6 protein-coding genes and 1 pseudogene are annotated in these 4,257 nt (G+C 37.1%); all 7 read right to left on the bottom strand.

The features are described from left to right. Positions 1–183, bottom strand: a pseudogene (locus ACQKIM_RS27675) (hypothetical protein); the annotation flags it as partial. Beyond that, positions 183–821, bottom strand: coding sequence for a putative phage tail protein (locus ACQKIM_RS27680; RefSeq protein ID WP_427550129.1), 639 nt, complete (start codon positions 819–821; stop codon positions 183–185). The pseudogene ACQKIM_RS27675 and the gene ACQKIM_RS27680, both read right to left, overlap by 1 nt. After that, on the bottom strand, positions 814–1,911 hold the full coding sequence (locus ACQKIM_RS27685) for a baseplate J/gp47 family protein (protein ID WP_427550132.1): 1,098 nt from the start codon (positions 1,909–1,911) through the stop codon (positions 814–816). The genes ACQKIM_RS27680 and ACQKIM_RS27685 overlap by 8 nt, the downstream gene beginning before the upstream one ends. Further along, positions 1,908–2,324, bottom strand: a complete 417-nt coding sequence (locus ACQKIM_RS27690) for a DUF2634 domain-containing protein (RefSeq protein WP_427550133.1) — start codon at positions 2,322–2,324, stop codon at positions 1,908–1,910. Before ACQKIM_RS27690 ends, ACQKIM_RS27685 begins: the two co-directional genes overlap by 4 nt. Then, positions 2,324–2,701 carry a DUF2577 domain-containing protein gene (locus ACQKIM_RS27695; RefSeq protein WP_427550138.1) on the bottom strand — a complete coding sequence of 126 codons (378 nt, stop codon included), beginning with the start codon at positions 2,699–2,701 and terminating at the stop codon, positions 2,324–2,326. Before ACQKIM_RS27695 ends, ACQKIM_RS27690 begins: the two co-directional genes overlap by 1 nt. Before the next feature lies 1 nt (position 2,702). Next, on the bottom strand, positions 2,703–3,665 hold the full coding sequence (locus tag ACQKIM_RS27700; RefSeq protein ID WP_427550134.1) for an XkdQ/YqbQ family protein: 963 nt from the start codon (positions 3,663–3,665) through the stop codon (positions 2,703–2,705). Then, positions 3,658–4,257 (bottom strand): LysM peptidoglycan-binding domain-containing protein (locus ACQKIM_RS27705; RefSeq protein WP_427550136.1); only part of this gene is annotated, 600 nt, incomplete at its 5' end. The genes ACQKIM_RS27700 and ACQKIM_RS27705, both read right to left, overlap by 8 nt.

Here is a 4,257-nt window from a genome sequence, read left to right on the forward strand (position 1 = left end):
TTCAGCCAAATGTTCAGTGACCGTTTGTTCAAGTGATGTCAAATCTTCACTATTAGCTTTATCATTCTCCAAACCTTTAATTGCAGTATCAATAATATCCATATTGTTATTTTGTACTTCGACATCATAAAATTCGTTTATATCAGGCTTTGTTAAATTGTAATTAGGTGTTTGCTCTGCCACTAAACTCCCTCCTCGTCTATTGTGATATGTTTATAGGCGCTTAGTTGTTGATGAGTATAAGGTGTTAAATCACTGTATTTTGCTCCTGTAAATACAACTGGTGTGGTTAATAATTCGTAATATTGATATTTTTTTAATGCTTTATATGGTACATGCTCTATATCCTTGTACAAGTAGTACATTGGTGATATATCTAACTCCATATTTTGTGGTGTGATACGTTCTAATAAATCGGTTACTGCCTTGACCATGCTTGAAAGCGTTAATGCAATACGGATTTTTATATACTTTTCAGATGGACTAACCGTAAGTTCGTATTCGCCTTCACCTAGTAAACTATCTAAAATGCGTTTGAGAGTGATGCGTGTATATGGTGCTTGGTCATTATATTTCGCTAAAATTCTAAAACGTCGTGTTTCAATAGTGTCTGCGGATGAACTTGCGATTTTCAGCATGCGTTCATATCTATCGGCGCCATTTCTGTTAATCGTAGCAATAAATTGATTGTTTGTTTCGTCCTCAATGATTTGCCACAAGTAGCTTAATATTGGATTTTCCATGGCAGCTATTTCTTTTAATTCTTTGTAGTCCTGTAGTATAGGAGGTAAATAACTCATGACATCAACTTGCTTAACCACTCACAACACCACGTTTCGGAATAGCTTCCATATTTAGCTCAATGTTTGATGTATCACCATTTAATTGTGTATCAACAATATCTACGATGCCTGGTAATGCAAGTAACCGTGTCTCGATTTGTGAAATACGTACAATAACACCACTATGATCTTCTTCGTATGTCACTGATTTCGCCCATTGTTCAGCCAATTCCTTGAAATACATATCAACAATAGATAATACACTGGTTTCAATATCAGGCCATGAATAGCCACTTTGATAAGTGATATTCAAGGTGACATTAATAGTAGTTTCATTTACTCCAGATACAGTAACTACATGATCAATCGGAGCAGTACCAACACCTTCGCCTTGTAAGTTTAATGGATCCACTAACTCTTGAACTTTATCAATCAATAATTGAGTAGGTTTTCGATATTGCGCATCTATAATGGTTAGCCCAACAGTACCAGGACCATATTTAGCACGATAAACTCGTACACCGCCTACTCCTTCCATCTTCCCTACTTTTTCTTTGTAGTCAGCCCTGTTACCTCCAAACTCTTGCGATTCGAAGGAATTAAAATAACGTTGGCGAAACGCCTCTGTTCCCTCCTCATCTTCCCCCGGAATAAGCACGGCTGTTAATCTAGCCCATTGTAAATTATTAATATATTCAATCGGCACAATTGGTCCCAGAAACATATTTCCTAAAGCACCAGGAGTCTCACACTCCAAAATAAATTGACCAATCGTAATTTTTTCAATTACAACATAGTTCAGCTCATCCAAGCTAAACCTACTGCCGATTGGTACATCAATGTTAAATTCGCCTTTTAACTTTGCTTTTGTCGCTAGATAAGGTTTCAAACCACGCTCTGCAGCACGACGGATTAGATATTCTCTCGGTGCTGTGTCTGCATAGACCAGGTCAATGAGGTACTTCATTGTTACAAGCATTTGAACAGTTTCTAACGAATTTACAACAGTAGCATTAAAGAGTGGTGATGTCTCCCGCATGTCTAAATTCGGATCCATAGATGCCACATTTGCACGTTTCATTGCTTGTAAATCTTCGAATGTAGCATCTAAACTAAATGGCGTTGTCATGAATATATCACCTCTTTCTCGCCGTCAATATCACCAAAGATTGTATGAGCTGTGTATTGGACGTGTACCTTATTTTTGTGGGTTGTCACCACAAAGGAATCCACTTCGTTTATTCGATCATCTTGCAATAAACATTCGCGGATACGCCTAGGAACCTCACTAGCCACATATGATGTAGGCATCCCAAACAAGTCTTTGAACTCCACAAAATTATTCCAACTGTAAATAATATGGTCGTAACGCTCAATCGAAAGCATTAAAAAAATCGCTTGTTTCATGGCTTCTAGTTCATCTACAAAGCCAACACAGCGATTTTTATCTATATATAATTTATGAGCTTTTGATGGTTCAACAACTTCTTCAAAATCAGGAACTAGACCATCATTTTCTATATCTACTACTTGTGGTAACATCACGTCACCTCTTTATCTATAATTAAATATTGTTGACCGCCATGAGCACGAATCATTGTGACCCTATCACCTACAATAAGACCATTATGGACTAAGAACTTCTTACGCCCTTTATAATCATGATTATGCGAAGCGAATTCTGCATCTCCAGAACCACCATCACGATTTTCCGTTAAATGGTCAACTGTCATTTCGACCTCATAATCCATGACAGCTCGAGTCAATTTCAATTGCTCTTGTTCCAATGGTAACTTCTGGTCAATTTCTACTTTTAAAGGGTTTGTACTTATCACGGTGCCATAAACAATCGTAGAAAGCTTCTGAGCATTGAGTATGCCTAAAACAATGCCTTGTATATTTACCAAAAAATCTGTCATGCTACGCAATGAAATCACCACCAATCAACTTCAAATCCATTCGATGATCTGAATCATAAAATGTATGTTTAACTGTTTCCACCATCATAAAGTTAGCGACTGTTAAATCTCCTAAATACATTTGGACACCGACTTGGCTGCCGCCGCGAATTGTTGAATCGCCAAAGACTTTATTAATGTGAAGCTTTCTAGATTTGCGATTATAAAGCTTTAACATTCCATCAGCTTTTGCCTTACCATTTTCTTTTTCATTGAGCTTATCTGTCATTTGTAAGACGCCCCAGTCATTCATTTTGGAGCTATCTTGGGCAATAAAAATTTCGCGTTTTCCTGTCTCCTTATTCTCGCGAACTAATTTTATTTTATTGTACGTATTCTCATCAATGGATGTTGTATATTCAAAAGATTCTCCTGATTCTTCATCAATTAAGAGATCTGATTTAAGCATTTTGATATTGCGAAGATTTAACGAGCCATAGTCGTCATATAGTACGTACAAATCACCTGTATTCAAGGTAGTATCTGATAAGGCGTTATCCATAATCGTAAACAGTTCTTGATTATCCTCCACCCTAGAGGCTATGACATGCTTTGTATTGGCAACTATACCTGTATTTAGTTTAAAGTCCTTTGCGATCATCTGCAGCACTTGAGCAGCCGTTTTATTAGCATATACATAGGTGTCTTTATTTTTAAAGTAGCGAAGTTGATCGTAACAAGTAACAGTAATCATACGGTTATTTGTACGCTTTTTGGTAAAGACAAAACCGAAAAATATTTTATGTCCGTCATAGTCAAAGCGAACAGCATCGCCTTCATGGAAACCAAGTAATTCGTCTTTTACGATGTTAAATGTTAACTTCCCTGGTGTACCCTTACGATGCGTTTCCCACTCTATTCCTTCCTCTACGGCACACTCAAAAATACGACCCTTACTTATGATAAAAAGTTGTGATTTAGCCAAGTTTAATCACCTGCCCAACCTTTATAACATTTGGATTACTGATTTTATTTAATTTTGCTAGTTCTGTATATTTGGAGCCATCCCCTAAATATTTTTTAGCGATAGCCCAAAGAGTATCACCTGACACTACCGTATGTGTTTTGGGTGTCTCCTTGCCTGTTGTCGGGCGTTTTTGTTCAACGACAGCCTTTTGAGTGGTTGCTGCATTGGACGTGCTAGATGTATTGCTAGAAGCTGTAGCAGGCTTTGTTACAATTCGTTTGTTACCATAAGCCTTATACTGTTTTAATGAAATTCTAACCGTCACATCAAAGCCATTCTCGGCTGATTCCATAATTTCATAATCTTCAATAGTTACCGTCATATTGGTATCAAAAAGGAGATTACCGTTCGGCATCATCCGATTTACAATGAACTGAAAAGGCTTGTCATCAATCTTCAATTTTTCGAGCTTTTCAAGATAAAACGTAGCTGGCTGAAAACCGTTCGTATAAACAGCAAACGGATATTTGACGTTTGGGAGTAATACCTCAAACTCAATATCCGTTAGGCCTGGCTTTTTAATTACATTTACTTCTCCATCATTCATTAA

Origin of the sequence: Lysinibacillus sp. NPDC047702, from assembly GCF_050272555.1 — a bacterium.
In the GTDB taxonomy this organism is placed as follows: domain Bacteria; phylum Bacillota; class Bacilli; order Bacillales_A; family Planococcaceae; genus Lysinibacillus.

Coding starts and splice junctions, on each gene's coding strand:
- ACQKIM_RS27685 (WP_427550132.1), bottom strand. CDS start 1,911: ATGACAACGCCATTTAGTTTAGATGCTACATTCGAAGATTTACAAGCA.
- ACQKIM_RS27690 (WP_427550133.1), bottom strand. CDS start 2,324: ATGTTACCACAAGTAGTAGATATAGAAAATGATGGTCTAGTTCCTGAT.
- ACQKIM_RS27695 (WP_427550138.1), bottom strand. CDS start 2,701: ATGACAGATTTTTTGGTAAATATACAAGGCATTGTTTTAGGCATACTC.